A 21,296-nucleotide genomic window follows, 5' to 3' on the forward strand; every position below is an offset into this window, starting at 1 on the left:
CTTCCTTACGATCCCATGGCGTTAGGATCAACAATTGCAACTAGCTGTTGATAGGCTTCTTGATAACTACAATGTTCATTAATCCCTTGCTGTAAAAAGGTTTGCATAGCCGGAAATAGCGTAATTGCTTTATCTAATAAAGGATCAGTACCGGCGACATAAGCACCAACATTGATTAAATCACGATTACGTTGAAAGCTCGAAAACAGTTGTTTGAACAGACGTGATTTTTTCTCATCTTCAGGCGCGGTGAGATCCGTCATAACACGGCTAATGGAGGCTTCTATATCAATAGCTGGATAATGACCCGATTCAGCAAGTGAGCGTGAAAGTACGATGTGCCCGTCTAAAATAGCCCGGGCTGAATCAGCAATCGGATCTTGTTGATCATCTCCTTCGGTTAAAACGGTATAAAATGCGGTAATCGCGCCTTTACCATGATTATCATTACCGGCTCTTTCAACCAGAGCGGGTAATTTAGCAAATACCGAAGGGGGATAACCTTTCGTCGCTGGTGGCTCACCGATAGCTAAGGCAATTTCACGCTGTGCCATTGCATAGCGAGTGAGCGAATCCATAATTAAAAGGACATTTAATCCTTGTTCACGAAAAGATTCCGCAATTTTGGTGGCGTAAGTCGCCCCTTGTAAACGTAATAATGGTGATACATCCGCAGGCGCTGCTACCACGACAGCGCGTGACAGTCCTTCTTCGCCTAAAATATTTTCGATAAAGTCTTTAACTTCTCGTCCCCGTTCGCCGATTAAACCAACGACAATAACATCTGCTTGGGTGTAGCGTGCCATCATACCGAGTAACACACTTTTACCGACGCCCGAACCGGCAAATAACCCCATTCGCTGTCCTTGCCCAACGGTGAGTAGAGCATTGATTGCTCTAACCCCTACATCGAGCACTTGATGAATGGGCGTGCGTTGTAATGGATTGAGTGTTTTACTCGATAAGCCTTGATACTCGACATTTTCCGGTAAGGGTTTTCCGTCTAATGGTTTTCCCATTGCGTCAACAACTCGCCCCAATAACGTCATACCAACCGGTAATAATTTGTGACTAAAATGGGCTAAATCGTATTGTGCGGTGTACACTCTTGCGCCCAGTAAAATACCGTCAGTGGATTCGAATGGCATTAGGTAAAGTGTATGTGCATTAAACCCTACCACTTCGCATTCAACGGCATCGATATGACCTTGGCACTGTCTTTCAATATAACAGTTGGAGCCTAATGGTAATTTTAATCCGACTGCTTCAAGGACTAGCCCAGACGCTTTTACTAATCGACCATAATGACGAATCAATGATAAATCTTTAAGCTGCTTTGTTGCTTGAAGGAGTTTGGTTGACCATTGACTTGAGTATCGCACGTTAATGGTTCTCGCCTTGTAAGTGATCAGACATCATTTGCCAATGTTGATTAATATTGCTATTCACTTCGTTGGTATCTGTCAATAATTTACATCCGCCTTCTTCAACATTTGCATCAGCAACAAATTGCCATTGGTGTGGATTAATATCATCATTTAACATCGGTTCTAACCAGCGTAAATCAGCAGGGTTAAGGTGTAATACGATTGGATCAGATAACATAGAACATTGTTCAACTAATTGATTAATCGTGTGCATTAATTGCTTTTGTTTAACTTTAGATAGGCTACCAACCGTTTTTTGTGCTGCAACTAATGCTAAATCAAATAATTGAGGCACAATTAATTCGTCAATCTCTTTAATGGATTGCTCAAAATTGTTGATTAAGTTTGTGATAGCTTGAACAGCTTGTTTTTTTTCATCATCAAGTTGTTGTTCAATCTGTTCACGACCTTGCTGTTGACCAACTAAATATCCTTGGTCATACCCAGATTGCTTGCCATTCTCAAAGCCCTCTTTATGACCTTGTTCGAATCCTTCTTGATAGGCTTGTGATTTTGCTTCTTGCTTTAACAGTTCTAACTCTTCTTCACTGATAGAGGGAGCCGGTACAACATCTATGTGTTCTGGCTCAGGCTCACTTTCTACTTCGTCAACCTGAGTAGCCATAGATTGTTGTGTTAATGGTGAAAAGTCTGATGACGATAAATCCTGAAAACAGAGCGGTTCCCAGCTTAATTTATCTGAACTATTACACATATTCGTCGTCACCGCTACTTAAGATAACTTCACCGGTTTCAGCTAAGCGACGCGCAATAACCAAGATTTTCTTCTGCTCCGTTTCCACTTGTGATAAGCGCACCGGCGGTCTGTTTTCAAGATCTTCACGTAAAATAGAGGCTGCGCGTTGTGACATGTTGCTAAGTAATTTGTCACGTAATGCAATTGATGCACCTTTTAATGCAATAATGAGCGTCTCGTTATCGACATCTTTAAGTAGACGTTGGATGCTTCTATCATCCACTTCAACCAGATTTTCAAACAAGAACATTTCATCAATAATTTTCTGTGCAAGTTCATTGTCGTAATCGCGTAATGCGTTGATAACCAACTCTTCTTGTTGGCTCTTCATTAAGTTAATGATTTCGGCTGCGGTTCTGATTCCGCCTAAGTTATTAAGTTTAATATTTTGTCCGTGTAATAATGTTGATAATGACGTAGATAATAATCGGAGTGCTGAAGGTTCAACACCACCAAAGGTGGCAATACGTAACATTACATCATTACGTAAATCGTCATCAAATAGATTAAGAATTTCCGCCGCTAAATCTCGGTGTAAATGGACTAAAATAGTGGCAATAATTTGTGGATGTTCTTTTTTAACCAAATCAACAGCTCGAGCAGCATCAACAAAATTAAGCATTTCAAGACCGTCGGTGGCTTCTTCAATATCTTTTCCTAACAGCTCATCGAGTAAACGACCAGCTTTTTCACTACCAATAGATTTTTCTAATACTGAACGTAAGTAGCCATTGGTATCTGTATTAAGTACCGCACACTCTTCTAGTGTTTTTTGGCATTCATTAAGAATACCTTTTAACTGTTCTTGTGAAAGCTGTGGCAAAGACATCATCGCACTACTGATTTGTTGCACCTCTTTAGGATTGAGATATTGCATCACTTGTGCAGCGATTTCTTCACCTAACACCATTAAAACTGTTGCGGCTTTTTGTGATTCATTTAAATTCATTCGTTGCTGTCCTCTTTACTGATCCAGCTGCGAATAATTAACGCCATAACACGTGGATCCTTCTCAACAATTTTACGGATGTACTGCTGTTGTTGCATATTATCTTCAAATATCTTCTGCTGTTGTTTACTGTGCGCTTTGTAATCTAATTTTTCATCAATACTTGTTTGGGTATCTGATGTATTATCTGGCGTACTGAAGTATTGTCGTTGTAACTTCATCCAAACATTACGTAATACTTTGCGCCAAATTATCCACGCAATGAAAATATAGATCAGATATTTAATGCCTGTTTTAGTGTTTTCATAAAATTGGTGAGTTTCCCAAAATGCCAATCCGTCATTTTCATCATCAAGTTGATCACTAAATTTTAAATTAGCTACAGTTAAGGTATCGCCGCGTAAATCTGAATATCCCATTGCTTGACGAGCTAACGCCTCAATATTTTTTAGCTCTTCATTATCCAGTTTGACCCATTGTGGCGTATTGTTGTTGGCTTCATTTGTTTTTTCGTCTGTTTCAGATGTTGCAGACACATTATTCACATCGGAATCTGAATGATTAGCATCTGGATCGACATATTTATAATTGACTAACACGGCAACCGATAAACGTTTGATTCTGCCTTCGGGTATCTTACTGTGAACTACTTGCCGGTTAACTTCGTAATTTAAAGTGTTATTTGACTGTAAATTATAGATTTTTTGTTTATCATCTTGTTCTTTTGATTCAGGTTGTTCATCAATTGATGCACTTGCGGTTGGCGTAGGTTGATTAGATAGTGCACCGGGCACGCCGCCTATGCCCGCATTATTACCCACTTGCCGATTTTCGATTCGCTGTTTACTTCGAATAGTTTGGTTAGCGATATCACTATTTGGATCAAAGGTTTCCGATGTCGTTTCTTGTCGACTAAAGTCAATATCAGCATTGACTTGTACCATGACATTTTTTTTACCTAAAATCGGAATAATAATTTTTTCCACACGCTCACGAACGCTATTTTCAATGCGTTCATTAAATTCTAAATGAGCAACATTAAATGTTTTATCACGATAATTTTCACCCGTAAGTAAATTACCATGCTGATCGATAATGGTAACTTTATCGGCTTGTAATTCAGGTACACTACTTGAAATAAGGTGAATAATGGCATCAATTTGACGTTGTGATAGACTACGACCAGGTAATAAGGTTAATGCGACAGAAGCTGAAGGAAATTTTCGTTCTCTGACAAATAATGAGGGTTTAGGCATAGCTAAATGCACTCTGGCATCATCAATACTACTAATGATTGAAATTGTTCGGGATAGTTCACCTTCTAAAGCACGTTGATAATTGATCTGCTCGTTAAATTGGCTCATCCCAAAACTTTCTTTATCAAGCAATTCAAAGCCAACGGCGCCCCCTTTTGGTAATCCAAGTTGAGCAATGCGTAAACGCGTATCGTAAACTTTTTCTTCAGGAATTAAGATGGTTGAACCAGATGATGTGAATTTATAAGGAATATTCATCTTATCCAATTGACTAATGATTTCACCACCATCTTTGTCGCTTACATTACTGAACAAAACCCCATAATCGTCATTTTTCATCCATAAGTAAGTCATACTTAAGATGGCTAATATCACCACGCCGGCAATAAGTAGCAGCATTTTTGGATTTTGTTTTAATTGATTGATAAAAGGTAACTTATTTAATATTGATTCGCCTTTTTTACCGACAGTTTGGCTAGTCATAAATATCCTAATTCTAAACTAATTAGATGAATTCTAGAGTTTATTATCTGTGTATTTAGAAAAATCAATAGCTAAAAAAGAAAAGGATTTTCCCCTTACTTGTGGCATTTAAATTTTTGGTTGTATGGTAAATTGAGGATTAGTTGAGCAATTTAAATAAGATTAATATTTTAACCATATGAATACTTTAAATAATTTTGACAATAGCGTTCTCTCATCGTTAAAAGCCCCCAATCTGCTTGAAAAGAAACAATCAATTTCCAATCAATCCGGTTTTGCCACTGAACTAAAAATGGCGTTGGATTCTATTAGCCAAACGCAAATACAGGCTCAAAATCAAGCAAAAGCGTTTGAACTGGGTGAACCCAATATTGCCTTAAATGAAGTTATGGTGAATATGCAAAAATCGACGGTTTCACTTCAATTTGGTATTCAAGTTCGTAACAAACTTGTTGCGGCTTATCAAGAAATCATGAATATGAATGTTTAATATGCATTAAACATTGATATAAGTGCAAGATCGTTAATGTCTAGTCAATATTTTCAATCTTGCACTTAGCAAATATTTAATAAAATTTATCTGTTAAATTAAGTTAGCGACGTGTTGGTAATTTTCAATTTTACTCTGTTGACGGACTTTTTCTCCGATTAATTCCCCTAATTCAGCATGCCGTGTGGTAACTAATTGGCTGATTTGCTGTTGATAACTTAAGATATTTTGAATATACATTCGTACTCTATCTTTACATTGCGTGGGGACGTGTTCGGTAGTTAAGGTACCGTCAAGTTCTATAATATTTTCAGATAATTGTGAGTATTGATTTTGCCAACTCAGTAACGTATTCCAATCTTCCTTATGTGCGCTGATTAACATTTGTTCTGTCACATAATCAAGTTGTTCATAGTGTTTTAATAATGTTGTTCCTTTCATAACCATCTCTTTTTTTATTTTGCAATTTCACGCCAAGATTCAGCAATATTGTTGAGTAGGTCAAAACAGTTTTGTAGCTTATCTTGATCGTTATATAAATTAGCCAGTACTAATTGTTGGCTGATATAGTGATACAAGCGCTCTAAATTTTCGGCAATTTCGCCTCCTTTTTCTAAATCTAAACAGCTTTTTAGTCCGTTATCAACGATATTGATTGCTTTTGATATCGCCATTCCTTTACCTGCTATGTTTCCTTTTTGAATGTATAATTTGGCAAGTTTGATCGCATTTAGTGCGCCATCATAGAGCAATACGATCAATTGATGTGGTGAGGCTTGGCTCACACATGTTTCTAAATTAACTTGCTCATAAGCTTGAGATCCTAATTTATACATTATTGTTAATCCTTATTTTTTCATGTTTGCCATCATTTCGAATTGGGTTGTTAAATAATTACTCATACTGTCTAATGAACTAATTAAAACATCTAATTTAGTAAATTGGACTCGATAGCGTTCGACGGTTTGCTCAATTGAATTGTTCACTTGTTCATATCGTTTATCTAACGATTTCAATGTTGAATTTAATCCTGTGGTGGCTGAATCAATCATGCCTTCACTATCTATAAATCCACTGACTTTATTAAATACTTCATTAGCAATACCGGTGGTCTCACCGTCACCGGTAAATAACGTAGCAACAGCATCACTATTTTCACTTAGCGCTTTTTTTAATTGATTTTCATTGATAGTAAGCGAACCTTTGTTATCCATGTTAACGCCAATTTGGGCAAGAACAGAAAATTCACCTGATTGACCCTTAGCAAAGATTGAGCGAATACTTTGATCGATATTACGTAGCGTAGAATCACCAATTAGTGGACCATTATTGTTGTTTAACTCGTCAGAATTGGTCTCTTTAGCGGTAAATTGAGTCAGGCTTGAAATGGTTGATTGTAATTGATTAAATGCCTCAACCCATTCTTTTATTGCCGTTTCTGCTTTTTCATTATCAGCAGTAATAGCTAAATTTTGACTGGTCGTGGTGGTTGCTTTTAAGGTGATATCAACACCTTCAATCACTTCTTTAATGGTATTTGAGGCACTTGTTATGGCAACACCATTAAATGTTAATTTAGCATCTTGCGCTTTAGCAACTTCTACCATATTACTTGTGTCGGGTTGCTGATGATTAAATCCAATAATCTTATTGAGTTTTTCATCGTCTGACGAAATTGACGTAATGGCTTGTTGTTCACCGGTTTCTTTCGATGTGATAACTAATTGATAACTATCTGAACCACTGCGAACAATCGCTGCACTCATGGTTGAATGACTAGTTGTCCCATCTTCATTAACCACTTTGGCATTATTAATGGCGTTGGCAATGGATTCTAATGATGTTTCGTCCTTAGACAGGTTAACTTCAAGTTTTTGACCATTAGCTTGTTCAATGGTAATGGTTCTTGTTTCATTGTCATTACCTAAATTAGTATTCTTATCATTAATGGCTGATGTTGCAATACTGTGTGAAGTTGCCAGCTGATCAACAGTCACCGCATAATTACCCAATGCCGCTTTATTATTGACTGTTGTGGTAAAATAATTGTCATTACCTGTTGATGCTCGACTATAAAAAAGTTCTTTTTTTTGGAGTTTTTTAGTCGCAGAATTAAACGAGCTCAACGCATTTTTTAACTTACCGAAGCCACTAATTTTGGCATTAATCGCTTTTTGTTGAGCGGTGATCGGGGTTAAACGTGTTTTTTCAACGGATTCTAATTGACTTAATACTTCATTAAGATCGATACCAGAACCAATCCCTAAAATGCTCATTGCCATAATTTTTTGCCCTTATTTAATCACTATTTATCAACCATAACTTATCTAGTTGTTATATCGGCTTTTGGCATAAAAAGTTTAGAAGAAATTTGTGATTGATTGCTGGTTTTAAAAAAATTAAAAAATAAAATATCTTTCTTATTGATTTAATAAACTGAATTATCAAAAGATATTTTAACTATGGGGTTTACTTTTAGTTTGATAACACAACAAAAAATAAAAATTATTAAAGTTTCCTATTTTGCTACCGATAAGTTAATTATCAGCAAATATATTGGACATCTTGCTTCAATATGCCGTTGATTTGACTAATCATATTAAGGAGATAAAAAAATGGCACAAGTAATTAATACTAATACTATGTCTTTAATGGCAAAAAATAACCTGAATAATTCACAAAGCGTTCTAGGTACAGCAATTGAACGTTTATCATCTGGTATGCGTATTAACAGCGCAAAAGATGATGCGGCAGGTCAAGCTATTGCTAACCGTTTTTCATCAAATATTCGTGGTTTAACTCAAGCTGCTCGTAATGCTAATGATGGTATTTCACTTGCACAAACTACTGAAGGTGCATTAAACGAAATCAATAACAACGTACAACGTATTCGTGAGTTAACTGTTCAAGCTGCAAATGGTACTAACTCTCAAAGCGATTTAGTATCAATCCAAAACGAAATCGATCAACGTTTACAAGAGATCGACCGTGTTTCTAAACAAACTGATTTCAATGGTTCAAAAGTATTATCAGAAGATAAAACCCTTAAAATTCAAGTAGGTGCAAACGATGGTGAAACCATTGAAATCAATTTGAAAAAAATCGACAGTACTGAGCTTGGTTTAGCGGGTTTCAATGTTTCTGATAAACCAACTGCCGATCCATTAAAAACCCTTGATGCAGCGCTATCTAACATTGATGCATTACGAGGTCAATTAGGTGCGGTGCAAAACCGTTTTGAATCAACTGTAACTAACATCAACAACACAGTAAACAATTTAAGTTCTGCACGTAGCCGAATTGAAGATGCGGATTATGCAACTGAAGTTTCAAACATGACTCGTGGTCAAATCTTACAACAAGCAGGTACTTCAGTTTTAGCACAAGCAAATCAGGTGCCACAATCTGTACTTTCTTTATTACAGTAAGAGTTAAATCTATCTGATATTCTACTCAATTGAATTGTACAACATAGTAATAACGGTATTTTTGATATCGTTATTACTAATAATCATAATTACCTCTTTTTTATATCTTTATTCATCACATTAAATCCATTTGTTAAGGACATAATAGTATTAAGCATATTTTTAACCTTGGCTCCTAAAAATGGATGATAGCTTATATAACTCGCAAGGCATAATTAATCAAGTCGACTGGCAACAGTATATCCATTTAGTTCGTAATGAAGCATTAAAATTAGCCGTTCGTCTGCCTACCACAATTGAACTCGATGATTTACTGCAAGTTGGTTACATCGGCCTGTTAGATACGATAAAGCGTTATGATGTATCTCAAGGCTATACGTTTGCCACTTTTGCTATACCGAGAATAAAAGGGGCAATGTTAGATGAACTCCGTAGTCGGGATTGGCTACCAAGACAAACTCGGAAAAAGATTAAAGATATTACTCAAGCCATTAATCAACTGGAACAGAAACTCGGTACCACGCCCAATGATCACCAAATTGCAGAATATTTGCAATTATCGATTTCTGAATATCGTAAAGCGTTGTTGGATTCAAATTGTAGTCAAATCTGTTCTTATGACGAAATGCAGAAAAAATTAGGGGATAACATCGATGCTATTGTCGATCATGGTGAAGATAGTGATCCTTTTTCGACTATTATCAATGACGAAATTCGTGACCAAATCGCTCGACAAATTGATAAGTTACCCGAAAAAGAAAAGATGATTTTAGCCCTGTATTACCAAGAGGAACTGAATTTAAAAGAGATTGGAAAAGTCATGGATATTAGTGAGTCACGAGTCAGTCAACTACATAGTCAAGCGATAAAAAGAATACAAAGTAAAGTGAAACCATAGAAAAATAAAAATAAACTGCGTAAAACAAAGCGTAATTAAACGAAAATAAATTGAAATTATTTTTTTATTGACCTTTCTCGTTTAAAAATGTAATTTTATGTGTAAAAAAACAGTTAATAATAAATTTTGATTGTTTTTTGTTTTTTTACTGCGAAATAAAATAAATAGGATTGGTGATTAAATTGGGTAATATACTAGAAGACGATATTCTTAAATGTATACATCATTTAAATCTTTCAACATTATTGTTATGCCAACGAATGCTTGAAAAAGACAAAGCGATGGCGATGTTTAGATTAGGTATTGATGAAGAAACTGCTGACGCAATAAGTAATTTAACTACATCACAAATGTTAGTGTTATCTGAAACAAATCAATTAACATTTCAATTACGATTTGAAAATTCAGAAATGATTAAAAAACTAACTGAAGATTCTCGGATTAGCGATATTAAACAGATGCATACAGGGATTCTTTTATCTAGTTTACTGTTAGATTCAATCAATAAGTAGGTAGGTAATTAAGATGAGATGTACAAGTATCGTTCAATCATATAAAGAAGTCCAACTCGCTATTCGTTTAATTTCACTCGGCGCCAGAATTCAAATGCTTGAAAGTGAAACAAATCTTAGTCGTGGTAAGTTGATAAAACTGTATAAAGAAATTCAAGGTTGCCCGCCACCGAAAGGATTGTTACCGTTTTCAACAACATGGTTTATGACATGGGAACCGAATATCCACTCAAGTATTTTTTATAATGCTTATCATTTTTTAGTGAAACATGGCACCAAACCCGGAATACAATCGATTTTAAAAGCTTATCAGCTTTATCTTGAACAATGTCCAGCTTACAACGAAGAACCAGTATTAGGATTAACTCGAGCTTGGATATTAGTTAAATTTGTTGAAAGTAAAGTGATGCAACAATCATGCTGTAAAGAGTGTAAAGGGCGTTTTATCACGCATGCATACCAACCACACAACAGTTTTGTTTGTAGCTTATGTCAACCACCATCACGGGCAGAAAAAAATCATAAGACACATCAAGAAAATCAGGCTAAATGTTTGCAAGTGCTATCTGTCGCTCATGGTTTTAATTCAGAGGTTGCAAAGCAGTTAGCAAGTTAAATAAATATTAGGAATATCAGTCCTATTTACTGTTATTTTATGGAGAAAGAAGAAAGCCAATGCTAATCATTATAGGATATATTGTTGTTATTGCCTCTGCTTTATTAGGTTATGTACTTAGTGGTGGTTATTTAGCAGTACTTTTTCAGCCATTAGAATTTTTGATTATTGGTGGTACGGCTATCGGCGCTTTTATTGTCAGTAATGAAAAAAAAGTGATCAAAAAAACGCTCAAAGCATTAGGGCAGTTATTTAAATCATCCAAATACAATAAAGCATTATATTTAACGCTAATTAATTTAATGTACACCATTTTAACTAAAATCCGTCAAAGTGGCGCACTATCGATAGAAGGAGATATTGATAATCCACATGAAAGTGAATTGTTTAAGCAATATCCGCTTATTTTAGCCAATCCTCGAATTTTAGATTTTATCACTGATTACTTGCGTCTGATGATTAGTGGCAATATGGATGTTTATGAAATCGAAGCCCTAATGAGTGAAGAAATTGAAACTTATGAACATGAACTCGAAAAACCGGTTAGTGCGATTTCAAGTATTGGTGATGGCTTACCAGCTTTCGGTATTGTTGCTGCCGTTATGGGGGTCATTAACACTCTAGCTCAAGCCGATAGACCAGCAAGCGAACTGGGTGAACTTATAGCACATGCGATGGTAGGAACGTTTTTAGGTATTTTATTGGCTTATGGTTTTGTTTCGCCTTTAGCTGCATTGTTAAAGCAACGAAATTCAGACACGGTCAAAACTCTTGAATGTACCAAAGTGATATTGATCGCCAGTATGCATGATTATGCGCCACAAATTTGCATTGAATTTGGTCGCAAAATGATATTTTCTGATGAACGACCATCTTTCTTTGAATTGGAAAAATATATTCAAGACGTGAAAGATAAAAATGCCAACTCAACCGAAAATAATTAACAATGAAAGATAACTCAATAAGAATTATTACTCGCAAAAAGTCAGGGCATGGAGAAGGGCATCATGGTGGTTCGTGGAAAATCGCTTATGCTGACTTTATGACCGCTATGATGGCGCTGTTTTTAGTTATGTGGTTAATCGCAAAATCAACACCGCAGGAACTACAAGGAATTGCTGAATATTTTAGAACACCGTTACTTATGGGGCAAAATGGCGGTCAAAATATCAGTGATAGTGAAAGCCCGATTCCTGGCGGTGGTGATGATGTTACTCAGCAACTGGGTGAAGAAAAAAACGATATTGCCAATCAACAGCAACAAAGCGAATTTGAAAAAAAACAACTTGAAAAAATTCAGTTGATTGAAACAGCACGCAAAATTTTTGAAATGTTTGAACTCGATCCTCGTCTAAAAAAATTAGCACCTAATTTAATTATTGAACTTACTGAAATGGGGTTACGTATTCAAATTCTGGCATCAGATGATAAACCGATGTTCAATATAGGCAGTGCGGTTATACATCCTGATATGCAAAGCATTTTGCATGCCTTAGCACCTATTTTAAATTCATTACCTAATAAAATAACCTTATCGGGTCATACCGATGAACGTCAATATGTCACCGGTGATAGAGGTTATAGTAATTGGGAGTTATCAGCTGACCGAGCCAATTCATCAAGACGAGAACTTATCGCAGGTGGATTAGATAAAAATAAAATTATTCGTATTGTTGCGCTTGCTGATACCGTGGGATTAAACAATCCACATTATAGTAAAGATGCCAATCGACGAATCAGTATTTTAATTTTAAATAAATCGGCACAACAATATATTGAGGATGAAAACAATATGACTGGCATTGATTTTTTAAAACAGGCTAAGCCAGTTAAACAAAATTAATCCTATCGTTATATTATGAAAGGCATGAATCAAAAAAAATCTGCTGAATTGAAAATAAAAAAATAAAAATTCAAAAAAAATAGCAAAAATGATTAAAGCTTTAATGAATTGTGCCGATATAAAAATTAAGTTTACAAATAATCATGATGTTATTAACTAAGTTATATTAAGGAGTTTTTTAATGGCAAATTCATTGATGAATACTGGAATTAGTGGATTAAATGCAGCGCAAAATATGCTTAATGTAATTAGCAATAATATCAGTAATGCCCACACCGCAGGCTATAATCGCCAACAACAGATATTAACGCAGGCAAATGGTACTCATCATCATTTTGGTTTTGTCGGTAATGGGGTTTCAGTGACAGCGGTAAATCGTGCATTTAACCAATTTGTTGTTGGGCAATTGCGACAATCGCAATCACAAAATGGATCGATTAAATCATATTATAATGAATTATCAAAAGTTGATAATCTTTTAGCTGAAAATGAAAACAGCATTTCATCGCAAATAAATAATCTTTTTTCTAGTTTAAATAAGCTTACGTCAAATGCGGGTGATGCCTCGACAAAACAATCGGTTATCAGTAATTTGACGTCGTTGGTTGGACAATTTAATAAAACCGAAAATAATCTTAAAAATCAAATTGCCAATATCAATACTGAATTAACGAATAATGTCGATCAGGTTAATACTTATTTAGAGCAAATTGCCGAATTAAATCAAAAAATTTCAAAATTACAAGCCGTTAGTGGTGGTAATGAACCTAATGCCTTGCTTGATCAGCGTGATCAGCTGGTCAATGAATTGAGCGAAATTATAGGAATTACCGTGACGGAGCAAAATGGACAATATAATCTGTCGTTAGCTAACGGTTTAAGTTTAGTGCAGGGATCGTCGGTGAACTTACTATCTGTTCAACCGTCACAACAAGATCCTGCAATAAATACAATTGTTTACACGCATAATTCTGGTGCGACTCAAGAACTGACAAGTCAAAATATCGCATCAGGCCGATTAAATGGATTATTAACTTTTCGTGATGGACCACTTTCTCAAGCTCGCAACCAATTGGGCTTAATTGCACTTAATTTAGCTGAGCGTTTCAATGAAGTACATATGTCTGGCGTGGATATCAATGGTCATGCCGGTGAAAAAATGTTTGATTACCGTCAACCAAGTAGTATCACCAATGCTAAAAATCAAGGTAATGCTGCCGCTAAAATCAATTTTGATTCAGTCACCGAAGTTAAAGCCTCGGATTATAAAATTGAATTTAATGGTACTGATTGGGTTGTGACAAGACTGTCTGATCATCAAACTATTACCCCTCAAATTGAAGATGGCAAACTAATGTTTGATGGTTTATCAATTGAAATAACGGGTAATGCGGTGAAAGGTGACTCGTTTTTAATTAAACCTGTTGCTGATATCGCATCGTCATTAGCGTTGTTAGTGACAGATGTGAACAAATTGGCAACCGGAATTAATGATGAAGAAAACGGTGCGGGTGATAACCGCAATGTGAGCAAATTATTAGACATACAAAATGAAAAATTAATTAACGGTACAACGACCTTAAGCAGCGCTTATAGCACGTTAGTTAACTATATTGGTAGTGAAACTCAAACCGCTAAAATTTCGGCACAATCAAGCCAAAATATAACGCAGCAGATTGATGAACAAAATCAATCAATATCGGGCGTAAATATTGAAGAAGAGTATATCTCTATGCAAGTTTATATGCAGTATTATCAAGCAAATGCCAAAGTTATTGATGCTGCAACAACGCTATTTGACACTATTTTAGGTTTAGCGAAGTGATAAAAGGATAAAAAATGCGTGTAAGTACCAATTCAATGTATCAAAAAAATTTAAATAGTATTTTAAACACCAACAATAAATGGCAAAAATCGGGGTTACATTTAGCAACGGGTAAAAAGATTTTATCGCCTTCTGATGATCCTATGGGCGCATCACAATCATTAATATTAAAACAAGCGCAATCTCGAAACGACCAATTTCAAGCCGCGCGTGAAAGTACCGATAAGTCACTTAGTCGTCAAGATACTATCTTAAAAGAAGTTAATACCGTCATACAAAGTATTCAAGAAACATTGGTTTATGCCGGTAATGAAACGTTAAACGATGAAAACCGACGTGATTTGGCAAATAAATTACAAGGTTTAAAAGATCAGCTTGTCGCTTTAGCCAATTCAAAAGACACTAACGGCAATTATCTGTTTGCCGGTAATAAAAATGATACGCCCCCTTTTGTGGTTAGTGAATCTGGCGAAGTGAGTTATGTCGGTGGTACCACCACAATTAATATTTTTATTGATGATTCACGCGAAGTCCCACTCAGTTTTACCGGTCTTGAAGCCTTTATGACAGGCTCTACCGTTAAGTTGCCAGACGGATCGCCAGCAGAAAGTAATCTATTTGCAAGTATCGATTATGCGCTTGACGCATTAAAGCTCGATTTAGATGACAACAATGAAGATACCATTAAGCAATATCGAGAAGGCTTATCTAAAGCAAGTTGTGGTGTTGATAACTCATTTGATAATGTTTCGACCCTTAGAGCAAAAGGCGGAACAGTATTACAAGAAGTCGAAAGATTAACAACACTGGGTAAAACGCTAGATATTGAGTTTGAAACGCAAATTAGCCAACTTGAAGATGTAGATTGGTACGATGCCATTTCAGAATACGTTATGCTTCAAGCTAACTTACAAGCAGCACAGTATACTTTTATGAGTATGCAAAGCATGTCACTGTTTCAAATGAAATAGTCGAGTGAAAACAGATAATAGTATTCATTTCTACTCATTATAACTAGAATATATATCCAACACGTTTAGGAGGCTTAAGCCTCCTTTTTTATGTCTATTTTTTAATGAGCCAAAGCCAAAAATCAGACATTAGAATTGAAGTGTTTTACTGGCAAAAACAGAATTAATTAAACGCTATTTTTCTGAAACCTGAAACGGTCGTTATCGGATTTTGTTGAGCAATTTGTTCTATACGCGCAATAATTTGTATGAGTTTGTCACTGTAGTTGGGATCGGTTGCGTATTTGGCTGCTTGTAATGCTTTGGCGGCGGTTCTTGCATCGGGTGCTTTGACCACCGCTTGATAGCGAGGGCTTTTGGTTAATAGATTGATATAGTCAGTTAATGCATGTTGTTTACTGGTATAGACTTTGAAATTATCTTGAATTTTTATCATTCGGTCATTGATAAATTCTTGTGTTGTTAAGCGGGTCGCATTACCTTGCCATGTCGGCGTGGCTTTGATACCAAAGTAGTTATGGCTTGATTGGTTATCTGCGGTTTTAATCAGTTTTTGTCCCCAACCTGTTTCTAGTGCAGCTTGCGCTATGATAACTTCGTAAGGTATACCTGAACTTTTAGAAGCTTGTTGAGCAGGAATAAGCCATTCTTTGACAAATGCGGTTATATGATCTTGATTTGCCTTATCGGCAGGTTTTAACGATGTGATTTCAGATGCATTTATTTTTGAAGCATTATCGATTTTATGGCTATGATAAAGCATTTGTCCTAATGCTTCAGGCGTAACAGTCGCTGATGCGTTGCTAAATAAAGATTGTGCAAGTTTAAGGTTAGGTTGTTGCGACGATTTTTGGGGTTGAATAGGAATAGTGCCCGACGACGATACATTGGGTGACAAAGGTTTGCCATGCGTGAGTTGCTTGGTAATGATATTAGCAAGCCCCAACCCTTTACCTGCTGCTTGCTGAGCAATTTGCTGATCAAACATCGAGGTAAAGAGTTGTGTTGCAGGTTGATTGAATAATCCACTGTCCGGCACTGCTTTACGCATTGATTGCATCATCATATTAATAAATAGCGTTTCAAATTGTTCAGCAACTTGTTTAATGCTTTGGTTAGTTCCTTTTGCCACATTGCGCTTTAATTGATTTAGTCCATTTACATCATAGGCAAAACGGTGAACAGATTGATTAATCAGATTATTCATATTCTATTTTTTATATCTAAATGGTTTCTAACGAAGCATGTAAGCAACCGGCTTTTTTAAGTGCTTCAAGGATTGACATTAATTCGGTCGGATTGGCACCCAGTAAGTTGAGCGATTTAATCACACTATTTAAATTCACCCCTGCGGTGACTTTTTGCAATGCGCCACCTTGCTCTTCAACCGCAATTTGTGTTTCAGGTGTGACCGCTGTTTCCCCACCCGCTAAAGGTGTATTGGGTTGGTTAACTTTGAGTCTATTATTGACGACAACCGATAAGTTACCATGCGCGACAGCGCAGTTATCCAACTGGACTTTTTGATTCATGACCACAACCCCAGTACGAGTATTAATGACGACTTTGGCTGAGATCGGCGTTGCACCAATTTCAAGATTTTGTATTCGTGATAATAATTTAACCCGTTCTTGGCTGGTAACAGGCATTTTGACTGTCACCGTCGTGCCGTCCTGTGCCACCGCGGTGTTTTTTTGTAATTTATTAATTGCTTCGGAGATTTTTAAGGCACGAGTAAAATCGAATTGATTTAGATGTAGGTGAATAATGTCTTGTTCATCTAATCGCATGTCTAATTCACGTTCTATCGTTGCACCATTCGGGATTGTCGCGCCAGCTAATTGATTGACACTTACACTACTTCCGCCACTACTTGCGCCCATGCCGCCCAGAAAAAGATTACCTTGAGCAATCGCATATACTTGGTTATCTGCGCCTTTTAATGGCGTCATAATTAATGTGCCCCCTCGTAAACTTTTGGCATTACCCAGTGAGGATACCACGACATCTATTTGTTGTCCTACTCGTGCATAAGCGGGTAATTTTGCTGTGACCATAACGGCGGCAACATTTTTGAGTTGCATATTGCTGCCTGTTGGAACAGTAATGCCTAATTGAGATAACATATTGGTGATACTTTGAATCGTAAACGGTGTTTGCGAGGTTTGGTCGCCTGTTCCATCAAGTCCCACCACAATGCCATAACCTACTAACGCATTATCACGTACCCCTTGTATGGTGACTAGATCACGGATGCGCTCAGCGTAACTATAAGGTATCGCTAAAATCATCATTAAGATAAAACAGATAAGAGTAGGTAATTTTTTTATCATGCTAAGACTCGTTAAAACGGTGAAAGATTGAGAAATAAACGCTGTAGCCAACCCATAGTTTGTGCTTCATCGATGTAACCATTTCCGACATATTCAATACGGGCATCGGCTACTTGTGTTGAGATAACGGTATTATTGCCGCTAATTGTTCGAGGGTTAACTACACCTGAAAATCGTATAAATTCCGTTCCTTGATTTATCGCAATTTGTTTTTCACCAATGACTTTTAAATTGCCGTTTATCATGACATCTTGTACGGTGACAGTAATAGTACCGCTAAAGGTATTTTTAGCGTTTGCTCCTCCAGATCCTTTAAAATCATTACCACCAGACATGTCTGTTTCGACTTTTCCACGTCCAACCAGTCCATCTAAAAAAGTGGGCACAGCTTTTACCCCTAAATTCAGTGAACTGTTACGTCCGGCATTGATTGATGAGCTTTTGCTAGCACTGACGTTTTCTTGTAATACTATGGTTAGCACATCACCAATATTGCGTGGACGGCGATCTTCAAACATGGGTTGGTAACCAAAATTACTTGGTTGTGCTGCTTGATAGATAGACCCGCTGGTGTTAACAATTTCTGGCATTTGCGGAACGATACTCGTTTCACCTTTGACTAATGGTTTTTTCGGTAACTGTGCGCAATTCACTAAGCACAGCGCAGCGATCACGATATACAGGGATTTCATCACGTTTATCATGGTATTAATTTATAACTGATTTAATCGTTGTAGCATCTGATCGGATGCCGAAATCGCTTTACTGTTAATTTCATAAGCACGTTGTACTTGAATCATATTTACCAGCTCTTCGGCAACATTGACATTCGATGTTTCGGTATAACCTTGGTATAGCAATCCTGCACCATTTAGCCCCGGGGTGTTTTCAGTCGGCGAACCAGAACTTTCGGTTTCTAAGTAAAGATTTTCCCCCATGCTTTCAAGTCCTGCATCATTAATAAAGGTGTGTAATGTCAGTTGACCTACTTGCACTTGCGAGGATTGGTTGGCAAGGGTGACATTGACAATACCATCACGCGCGACCGTCATTTTAATTGCATTTGCGGGAATATTAATGGTTGGTTGAATTTCATACCCGTTGGCGGTGACGAGTTGTCCATTTTGGTTAACTTGAAATGCGCCACTACGGGTATAAGCTTGGGTTCCGTCTGGTAATAGCACTTGGAAAAAGCCTTGTCCATTAATAGCAATATCACTGCTGTTGTCGGTTAATTCTAAATTACCTTGGCTGTGAATTCGTTCGGTGGCAACCGGTCTTACCCCTGTGCCAATTTGTAAGCCTGACGGTAAGGTAGTTTGTTCTGAAGATTGTGCGCCCGGTTGGCGAACAGTTTGATATAGCAGATCTTCAAATACTGCTCTTTGCCGTTTAAAACCACTGGTACTGACATTGGCTAGATTGTTGGAAATAATATCCATATTCATTTGTTGTGCGGTTAAACCGGTTTTGGCAATCCAGAGTGATTTAATCATTGGTGATACTCCTAATTAAGTCAGTGATAATATTTGATTCGCTTTTTGAGCATTTTCGTCAGCGGTTGTGATCCCTTTCATTTGCATTTCAAAATGGCGAGAATGGCTGATTAAATCAACCATTGCGACAACGGGATTAACATTACTGCCTTCCAATACGCCCGACATCAATTTGGCATTGGGATTATCGGGTAATACGGCGCCACGGGCATTGCGTGTCTGTTCAGTCAATTGAAACAAACCATTATCACCGCGAGTTATTTCGTTGGGTTTAAGTTGGACTTTTTTAATTTTACCCATTTGGGCTATGGTGGTCGGTTTATCACCTGCGCCTAAAGCTGATAAAGTCCCGTCTGAACTGATACTGACTTTTGATTGTTGCGGAACAGTTAGTACACCGCCATCACCCATTAAAGGGTATCCTTGCACACGCAATGTACCTTCTTCATCAATTTGGATCGCACCATTACGGGTATAAGCCTCACTACCATCGGCAAGTTGTACCGCTAACCAGTTATCTTCGGCTAAAGCAACATCTAATTCTCGACCAGTATAATTAAATGCCCCCATACTGGCATCAAATGTGGGGGTGGTTGCTGTGACCATTGTTCGGGTTGGCATAGTGCTGCCAACAATAGGTACCGCTTTCATTGCGGCTAATTGGGCACGAAAGCCTGATGTTGAAACATTGGCTAGGTTATTACTGGTTATTGCTTGTCGATGAAGAGTCTGACTTGCTGCCGACATGGCTGTATAAATAACGCGATCCATAATTTATTCCTTAATTAACGCAAGTTAACCAATGTGTTGAGTATCTGATCCTGCGTTTTTATGGTTTGTGAATTAGATTGATAATTGCGCTGGGCAACAATCATGTTGACTAATTCTTGACTCATATCCACATTGGATGATTCTACTGCACCGCTGGTCAATGCGCCCATCGTGCCTGAGTTTGCGATACCTAATACTTCAGCGCCGGATTGAAGTGTTGAACGCCAATTGTTATTGCCTGCTGACTCTAGTCCGTTAACATTGGCAAAATCCGCCATCGCAATTTGACCTAACAACATGGTTTGTTGGTTAGAATAGATACCGTAAATCGATCCATCATTATTGATGTTGTACCCGACTAAGTCACCCGGTGCATAACCATCAACGACAGGGGTTTTGATACTGCCCACTTCTTTGCCCATATTTTGTTGAGAGCTATTAGCCAGTGATAGTGTAAAGGTGTTGTCAGCCGAGCCATTAATACCGTTAATATTTACGGTCATTTCTGGATCACTGATTAATTTACCGGATGAATCAAATTCCATTTGCCCCATTTTTTGTAATGTTGCATTCGGGTCGCTGCTGTCAAGATAATGCACATCCCATTGATTATCGGCTGTTTTGACATAAAACAGTTGTACATTACGTTGATTACCGAGCGAATCGTAAGTTGTCAGCGTTGTTGAGTAGTTGAACGTATCGGCATCAAGTGCATTAATAGGCTGTTTTTCAGGTACTGTACTATTTGAGTTTAAGTTAGTTTGTAATGATGCTTTTGTTGTTGCGGCAGCATTTAACATTTCTTGCGAAATTTTAAGCGGCCCCGGTGCTGCACCTTGTGCAATTTGTGGCGGTGTGCCGGTGGCTAAGTAGCCTGTGAGTTGCAAACCATCCGCCGAAATGATGTTGCGCTCGGCATCTAATTGAAATTGACCATTACGGCTATAATAAATTTGTCCACTACTATCCACTAAGCGAAAAAAACCATTGCCAGAAATAGCAACATCTAAACTATTGTTAGTGGCGGTTGTTGTTCCGTCACCAAAATTTTGCATGACGGCTGCAACTTTCACACCCATACCAACTTTTGATCCGGCATACATGTCGGCAAATGAGATACTCGCACTTTTAAAGCCAACGGTTGCAGAATTGGCAATATTATTACCAATGACGTCTAATTGTTTTGATGCAGCATTCATGCCGCTAATTGCTTGAGAAAATCCCATTTGAATTTCATCTCC

The 21,296-nt window shown here is 37.2% G+C and carries 22 protein-coding genes; 9 read left to right on the forward strand and 13 right to left on the reverse strand.

Features of this window, described 5'->3' with window-relative positions:
- Positions 1-5 precede the first annotated feature (5 nt).
- From fliI to fliF, 4 genes are read right to left on the reverse strand one after another with little or no spacing between them, the layout of a single operon-like run.
- On the reverse strand, positions 6-1,388 hold the full coding sequence (fliI, locus tag J3U14_RS07750; RefSeq protein ID WP_370632185.1) for a flagellar protein export ATPase FliI: 1,383 nt from the start codon (positions 1,386-1,388) through the stop codon (positions 6-8).
- Positions 1,384-2,142: a FliH/SctL family protein gene (locus J3U14_RS07755; RefSeq protein ID WP_267349955.1), complete on the reverse strand. Its 759-nt coding sequence runs from the start codon at positions 2,140-2,142 to the stop codon at positions 1,384-1,386. The genes fliI and J3U14_RS07755 overlap by 5 nt, the downstream gene beginning before the upstream one ends.
- The gene (fliG, locus tag J3U14_RS07760; RefSeq protein ID WP_220216119.1) at positions 2,135-3,133 is read right to left on the reverse strand and encodes a flagellar motor switch protein FliG; all 999 of its coding nucleotides are present in this window, start codon (positions 3,131-3,133) and stop codon (positions 2,135-2,137) included. The genes J3U14_RS07755 and fliG overlap by 8 nt, the downstream gene beginning before the upstream one ends.
- Entirely contained in the window at positions 3,130-4,872 is a 1,743-nt protein-coding gene (fliF, locus tag J3U14_RS07765) for a flagellar basal-body MS-ring/collar protein FliF (protein WP_267349952.1), read from the reverse strand. Before fliF ends, fliG begins: the two co-directional genes overlap by 4 nt.
- A 178-nt stretch (positions 4,873-5,050) precedes the next feature.
- Between fliF and fliE the strand changes: the two genes are divergently transcribed.
- Entirely contained in the window at positions 5,051-5,362 is a 312-nt protein-coding gene (gene fliE / locus J3U14_RS07770) for a flagellar hook-basal body complex protein FliE (protein ID WP_267349950.1), read from the forward strand.
- 93 nt (positions 5,363-5,455) lie between these two features.
- On the opposite strand, the gene fliT is transcribed toward fliE, so the two are convergent.
- Genes fliT through fliD form a run of 3 tightly spaced genes read right to left on the reverse strand, consistent with a single transcriptional unit; the run spans position 5,456 to position 7,644 of the window.
- Positions 5,456-5,803: a flagellar protein FliT gene (fliT, locus tag J3U14_RS07775; RefSeq protein WP_267349948.1), complete on the reverse strand. Its 348-nt coding sequence runs from the start codon at positions 5,801-5,803 to the stop codon at positions 5,456-5,458.
- Between the two features lie 14 nt (positions 5,804-5,817).
- Positions 5,818-6,198, reverse strand: coding sequence for a flagellar export chaperone FliS (gene fliS, locus J3U14_RS07780; RefSeq protein WP_065558120.1), 381 nt, complete (start codon positions 6,196-6,198; stop codon positions 5,818-5,820).
- Positions 6,199-6,210: 12 nt separating this feature from the next.
- Positions 6,211-7,644 (reverse strand): flagellar filament capping protein FliD, encoded by a 1,434-nt coding sequence (gene fliD, locus J3U14_RS07785; RefSeq protein ID WP_267349946.1) that lies wholly within the window; start codon positions 7,642-7,644, stop codon positions 6,211-6,213.
- A gap of 333 nt (positions 7,645-7,977) precedes the next feature.
- Between fliD and J3U14_RS07790 the strand changes: the two genes are divergently transcribed.
- The 8 genes from J3U14_RS07790 (at position 7,978) to flgL (ending at position 15,455) form a co-directional block, all read left to right on the forward strand.
- Positions 7,978-8,790: a flagellin gene (locus J3U14_RS07790; RefSeq protein ID WP_267349944.1), complete on the forward strand. Its 813-nt coding sequence runs from the start codon at positions 7,978-7,980 to the stop codon at positions 8,788-8,790.
- 181 nt (positions 8,791-8,971) lie between these two features.
- A complete protein-coding gene (locus J3U14_RS07795) occupies positions 8,972-9,688 on the forward strand; it encodes an RNA polymerase sigma factor FliA (RefSeq protein ID WP_267349942.1) in 717 nt (238 codons plus the stop codon).
- 191 nt (positions 9,689-9,879) lie between these two features.
- On the forward strand, positions 9,880-10,200 hold the full coding sequence (gene flhD, locus J3U14_RS07800; protein WP_411590504.1) for a flagellar transcriptional regulator FlhD: 321 nt from the start codon (positions 9,880-9,882) through the stop codon (positions 10,198-10,200).
- Positions 10,201-10,213: 13 nt separating this feature from the next.
- The gene (flhC, locus tag J3U14_RS07805) at positions 10,214-10,816 is read left to right on the forward strand and encodes a flagellar transcriptional regulator FlhC (protein WP_065558124.1); all 603 of its coding nucleotides are present in this window, start codon (positions 10,214-10,216) and stop codon (positions 10,814-10,816) included.
- Positions 10,817-10,875: 59 nt separating this feature from the next.
- A complete protein-coding gene (gene motA, locus J3U14_RS07810; RefSeq protein WP_065558125.1) occupies positions 10,876-11,760 on the forward strand; it encodes a flagellar motor stator protein MotA in 885 nt (294 codons plus the stop codon).
- Between the two features lie 2 nt (positions 11,761-11,762).
- Positions 11,763-12,659 (forward strand): flagellar motor protein MotB, encoded by an 897-nt coding sequence (gene motB, locus J3U14_RS07815; RefSeq protein WP_267349938.1) that lies wholly within the window; start codon positions 11,763-11,765, stop codon positions 12,657-12,659.
- A gap of 181 nt (positions 12,660-12,840) precedes the next feature.
- A complete protein-coding gene (gene flgK, locus J3U14_RS07820) occupies positions 12,841-14,484 on the forward strand; it encodes a flagellar hook-associated protein FlgK (RefSeq protein ID WP_267349936.1) in 1,644 nt (547 codons plus the stop codon).
- A gap of 14 nt (positions 14,485-14,498) precedes the next feature.
- Positions 14,499-15,455, forward strand: a complete 957-nt coding sequence (gene flgL / locus J3U14_RS07825; protein ID WP_267349934.1) for a flagellar hook-associated protein FlgL — start codon at positions 14,499-14,501, stop codon at positions 15,453-15,455.
- A gap of 163 nt (positions 15,456-15,618) precedes the next feature.
- Here the strand turns inward: flgL and flgJ are convergent, their stop codons facing one another.
- Genes flgJ through flgE form a run of 6 tightly spaced genes read right to left on the reverse strand, consistent with a single transcriptional unit; the run spans position 15,619 to position 21,281 of the window.
- A complete protein-coding gene (flgJ, locus tag J3U14_RS07830; protein ID WP_267349932.1) occupies positions 15,619-16,662 on the reverse strand; it encodes a flagellar assembly peptidoglycan hydrolase FlgJ in 1,044 nt (347 codons plus the stop codon).
- Positions 16,663-16,678: 16 nt separating this feature from the next.
- The gene (locus J3U14_RS07835; protein ID WP_267349930.1) at positions 16,679-17,788 is read right to left on the reverse strand and encodes a flagellar basal body P-ring protein FlgI; all 1,110 of its coding nucleotides are present in this window, start codon (positions 17,786-17,788) and stop codon (positions 16,679-16,681) included.
- An 11-nt stretch (positions 17,789-17,799) separates the two neighbouring features.
- Positions 17,800-18,480 (reverse strand): flagellar basal body L-ring protein FlgH, encoded by a 681-nt coding sequence (locus J3U14_RS07840; protein WP_267349928.1) that lies wholly within the window; start codon positions 18,478-18,480, stop codon positions 17,800-17,802.
- A 21-nt stretch (positions 18,481-18,501) separates the two neighbouring features.
- Complete coding sequence (gene flgG, locus J3U14_RS07845; protein ID WP_267349926.1) at positions 18,502-19,284, reverse strand: flagellar basal-body rod protein FlgG; 783 nt, start codon at positions 19,282-19,284, stop codon at positions 18,502-18,504.
- 15 nt (positions 19,285-19,299) lie between these two features.
- Positions 19,300-20,055 (reverse strand): flagellar basal body rod protein FlgF, encoded by a 756-nt coding sequence (locus J3U14_RS07850; protein ID WP_267349924.1) that lies wholly within the window; start codon positions 20,053-20,055, stop codon positions 19,300-19,302.
- A 14-nt stretch (positions 20,056-20,069) separates the two neighbouring features.
- A complete protein-coding gene (gene flgE, locus J3U14_RS07855; protein WP_065558039.1) occupies positions 20,070-21,281 on the reverse strand; it encodes a flagellar hook protein FlgE in 1,212 nt (403 codons plus the stop codon).
- Positions 21,282-21,296 lie beyond the last annotated feature (15 nt).

Source organism: Gilliamella sp. B3801 (genome assembly GCF_026536645.1).
GTDB classification, from domain to species: Bacteria; Pseudomonadota; Gammaproteobacteria; order Enterobacterales; family Orbaceae; genus Gilliamella; species Gilliamella apicola_I.

Bases quoted from the DNA above. Each gene is read 5' to 3' on its own strand.
- flgE (WP_065558039.1), bottom strand. From the start codon at position 21,281: ATGGGATTTTCTCAAGCAATTAGCGGCATGAATGCTGCATCAAAACAA.
- fliG (WP_220216119.1), bottom strand. From the start codon at position 3,133: ATGAATTTAAATGAATCACAAAAAGCCGCAACAGTTTTAATGGTGTTA.
- fliD (WP_267349946.1), bottom strand. From the start codon at position 7,644: ATGGCAATGAGCATTTTAGGGATTGGTTCTGGTATCGATCTTAATGAA.
- flhC (WP_065558124.1), top strand. From the start codon at position 10,214: ATGAGATGTACAAGTATCGTTCAATCATATAAAGAAGTCCAACTCGCT.
- J3U14_RS07850 (WP_267349924.1), bottom strand. From the start codon at position 20,055: ATGGATCGCGTTATTTATACAGCCATGTCGGCAGCAAGTCAGACTCTT.
- J3U14_RS07790 (WP_267349944.1), top strand. From the start codon at position 7,978: ATGGCACAAGTAATTAATACTAATACTATGTCTTTAATGGCAAAAAAT.
- J3U14_RS07795 (WP_267349942.1), top strand. From the start codon at position 8,972: ATGGATGATAGCTTATATAACTCGCAAGGCATAATTAATCAAGTCGAC.
- fliT (WP_267349948.1), bottom strand. From the start codon at position 5,803: ATGAAAGGAACAACATTATTAAAACACTATGAACAACTTGATTATGTG.
- motB (WP_267349938.1), top strand. From the start codon at position 11,763: ATGAAAGATAACTCAATAAGAATTATTACTCGCAAAAAGTCAGGGCAT.
- J3U14_RS07835 (WP_267349930.1), bottom strand. From the start codon at position 17,788: ATGATAAAAAAATTACCTACTCTTATCTGTTTTATCTTAATGATGATT.
- flgK (WP_267349936.1), top strand. From the start codon at position 12,841: ATGGCAAATTCATTGATGAATACTGGAATTAGTGGATTAAATGCAGCG.
- flgL (WP_267349934.1), top strand. From the start codon at position 14,499: ATGCGTGTAAGTACCAATTCAATGTATCAAAAAAATTTAAATAGTATT.
- motA (WP_065558125.1), top strand. From the start codon at position 10,876: ATGCTAATCATTATAGGATATATTGTTGTTATTGCCTCTGCTTTATTA.
- flgG (WP_267349926.1), bottom strand. From the start codon at position 19,284: ATGATTAAATCACTCTGGATTGCCAAAACCGGTTTAACCGCACAACAA.
- fliF (WP_267349952.1), bottom strand. From the start codon at position 4,872: ATGACTAGCCAAACTGTCGGTAAAAAAGGCGAATCAATATTAAATAAG.
- J3U14_RS07840 (WP_267349928.1), bottom strand. From the start codon at position 18,480: ATGAAATCCCTGTATATCGTGATCGCTGCGCTGTGCTTAGTGAATTGC.
- flgJ (WP_267349932.1), bottom strand. From the start codon at position 16,662: ATGAATAATCTGATTAATCAATCTGTTCACCGTTTTGCCTATGATGTA.
- fliS (WP_065558120.1), bottom strand. From the start codon at position 6,198: ATGTATAAATTAGGATCTCAAGCTTATGAGCAAGTTAATTTAGAAACA.
- J3U14_RS07755 (WP_267349955.1), bottom strand. From the start codon at position 2,142: ATGTGTAATAGTTCAGATAAATTAAGCTGGGAACCGCTCTGTTTTCAG.
- fliE (WP_267349950.1), top strand. From the start codon at position 5,051: ATGAATACTTTAAATAATTTTGACAATAGCGTTCTCTCATCGTTAAAA.